Origin of the sequence: Streptomyces graminilatus (assembly GCF_001418565.1) — a bacterium.
GTDB classification, from domain to species: domain Bacteria; phylum Actinomycetota; class Actinomycetes; order Streptomycetales; family Streptomycetaceae; genus Streptomyces; species Streptomyces graminilatus.
On record NZ_LIQQ01000570.1, the window covers coordinates 1 to 2,795 of the forward strand.

The 2,795-nt window shown below is 70.6% G+C and carries 4 protein-coding genes; 2 read left to right on the top strand and 2 right to left on the bottom strand.

What is annotated here, in order from left to right:
• The coding region (locus tag AOK08_RS36795) for an endonuclease/exonuclease/phosphatase family protein (protein WP_055534196.1) at window positions 1-738 on the top strand (738 nt) is incomplete at its 5' end.
• Between the two features lie 30 nt (window positions 739-768).
• Here AOK08_RS36795 and AOK08_RS36800 read toward each other — a convergent pair.
• Both AOK08_RS36800 and AOK08_RS36805 read right to left on the bottom strand, forming a co-directional pair.
• Window positions 769-1,380, bottom strand: coding sequence for a hypothetical protein (locus tag AOK08_RS36800; RefSeq protein WP_055534198.1), 612 nt, complete (start codon window positions 1,378-1,380; stop codon window positions 769-771).
• On the bottom strand, window positions 1,373-2,206 hold the full coding sequence (locus AOK08_RS36805) for an alpha/beta hydrolase (protein WP_055534200.1): 834 nt from the start codon (window positions 2,204-2,206) through the stop codon (window positions 1,373-1,375). Before AOK08_RS36805 ends, AOK08_RS36800 begins: the two co-directional genes overlap by 8 nt.
• A 201-nt stretch (window positions 2,207-2,407) precedes the next feature.
• Here AOK08_RS36805 and AOK08_RS47985 point away from each other — a divergent pair.
• Window positions 2,408-2,795 (top strand): lysophospholipid acyltransferase family protein (locus AOK08_RS47985; protein ID WP_422125804.1); only part of this gene is annotated, 388 nt, incomplete at its 3' end.

Consider the following 2,795-nt stretch of genomic DNA (forward strand, 5'->3'; position numbering starts at 1 on the left):
CTCCCCACCCCCCGCACAGACCCCGACGGTTCCGCCGTCATCCGAGCCCTCAGCTACAACATCCGCTCGATGCGCGACGACACCACCGCCCTCGCCCGAGTCATCACCGCCTGCGCCCCCGACCTAGTCCTCATCCAGGAAGCCCCCCGCTTCTTCCGCTGGCGCAAGCAGCTCGCCCGTCTCGCGGCGGCCTCCGGCCAGGTGGTCCTGTCCGGCGGAGCCACAGCCGCGGGCCCCGCCCTCCTCTGCTCTCTCCGCGCGACCGTCGAACGCACCGAGGACGTTCTCCTCCCGCTCACCGCAGGCCAGCACCGCCGGGGCTTCGCGACGGCGGTCGTCCGCTTCGGGGGCGCCCGGCTCGGCGTACTGAGCTGTCACCTCAGCCTGGAGAAGGACGAGCGGTACGAGCAGTCGGGCCTGCTCCTCGACCGCCTCGCCGCACTGGACGTACCGCACGCGGTCGCGGGCGGCGACCTCAACGAACGCCCCGGCGGCCCCAGCTTCGGACGCCTGGCCACGAGCCTCCAGGACTGCTGGGCCACCGCTCCCTGGGGCACGGAGTACACCTCGACGCCCACCGACCCGCACCAGCGGATCGACGCCATCCTGGCCACGCCCGGCATCGAGGTCCTCGGCTGCGGGGTGCCGACGGGCCTTCCGGGCGTGACGGAGACAGATTTGAGGGCGGCCACGGACCACCTTCCGGTCCTCGCCGCCCTCAGAATCCCCGCGTCCTAGACGTCCTGTCCTGGCCAGTGACGGTGGTCGTCAGACCACCGCCCCGCTTCCCGGATCCCGCTCGTCGTCCTCGTCGTCGCCCTTCATCCGCATCACCAGCGTCGCGAACCCGCCGAGGAACCCGCCGACGCCCAGTGTCTGGAGCCACCAGGTCATGTCCCAGCTCAGCAGTACGGCGAGCAGCAGCAGGACCGGGCCGCCGAGCACCGCCAGCCAGGCGAACCGGGCGGTGGTGTCGGAGGCCGGCAGCGGAGGCGGCTCCGGCGGTACGAAGTGGCCCTCGTCGTCATCGTCGAAGTCGTCCTCCGACGCCTCCTGGACCGAGTAGTCGCGCGGTCCGCCCCCGCCGACACCCGGGGCGAAGGCCACGGAGCTGCCCAGCGGCTTCACGGGCTGCCCGTCGCCCTTGGCCACCTTGTCGGCGTTGCCCTTGGGATCGGGGTCGGGCTTGACGGTGTCGTCGGTGTCCTCGTTGGTGTCCGGTTCGGGCAGCGCCAGATCCTCGATGGACCTGAACGGCTTGGCGCCCGGCGGGTCCGGCGGCTCGTCGCCGTACGCCTCCACGATCGCGGCCCAAGCCGCCGCCTCGTCGAAGGGCACACCCTTCTCCTCCGGCTCGCGGTCGGAGTCGTGCTCAGCCACCGGCGGCCGTCCCTTCCTGCTGCCCCACTTGGTCTCCCAGCTCCACCGAGTCCTGCGACTCCCCGGATCCCTTGCCGGCCGCGGGTGCGAGCCGGAGGACGAACGCGTGGCTCTCCTCGAAGATCCGGTCCGCATCATGGTCCAACGTCGCGACGTGGTAGCTCTGTTCCAGCACGATCTCCGTGACGTCCGTGGACGACACCCGGCTGAGCACCCGGGCCGAGTCGGCCGGCGGCACGACGTGGTCCGCCCGGCTGTGCAGCAGCAGCATCGGCTGGGTGACCTGCGGCAGCTCGCCGTCGACCAGGCGGTAGAAGTTCCGCATCGAGTGCGCCGCGTGCAGCGGAACCCTGGGGTAACCGACCTCCGCGACGCCCTCCTTCTTGATGTCGCTCACGATGCCGGGCACGGAGGACACCAGATGACGCACCACCGGAAGGGCGTACGCGGCAAGGCCGTGCACCTTGTTCGCCGGGTTGACGACCACGATGCCGCTGATCCGGTCGCCGTGCCGCGCGGCGAGCCGCAGGGTCAGCGCGCCGCCCATCGACAGGCCGAAGACGAACACCTGGGTGCAGCGCTCCAGCAGGGCACGCAGCTCCCGGTCCACCTCCGCGTACCAGTCCTGCCAGCCGGTGAGCTGCATGTCCTCCCAGCGCGTGCCGTGCCCGGGCAGCAGTGGCAGCGAGACGGTCAGTCCGCGCTCGGCGAGATACTCCGCCCAGGGGCGCAACGACTGCGGGGAACCGGTGAAACCGTGGCAGAGGAGGACGCCGACCTCCCCGCCCTCATGGCGGTACGGCTCGGCTCCAGGAAGGACCGGCACCATCGGTCTCCTGTTCATGGGGTGGGTGACTGGGGCGGGTGATCACGCATGAAGCCGCGAGTGGAAGGCACGAGGCTTCGAGGCGTACTTCACCGTACGCGACCGCACTGACACCGACCAGGGCCGTCGGATTCTTTGACAGTGCTCCGGGTTAAGGTCTGATCCACAGACACAGGAGGCAGTCGGTTGTTGTACGGCGCGATGAAGGTTTCCATCGGGGTCCCGCTGAAGGTCGCCTTCAGGCCCTGGGTGGAAGGCCTGGAGAACGTTCCGGCCGACGGCCCGGCGATCCTGGCGAGCAATCACCTGTCCTTCTCCGACTCGTTCTTCCTCCCCGCGGTCCTCGACCGCAAGGTCACCTTCATCGCGAAGGCCGAGTACTTCACGACGCCCGGTCTCAAGGGCCGGATGACCGCCGCCTTCTTCAAGGGCGTCGGCCAGCTCCCGGTGGACCGCTCCGGCGCGCGCGGCGCGGGTGAGGCCGCGATCAGGAGCGGTGTCGAGGTCATCGAGCGCGGTGAGCTGTTCGGCATCTATCCGGAGGGCACGCGCTCGCCCGACGGCCGCCTCTACCGGGGCAAGCCCGGCG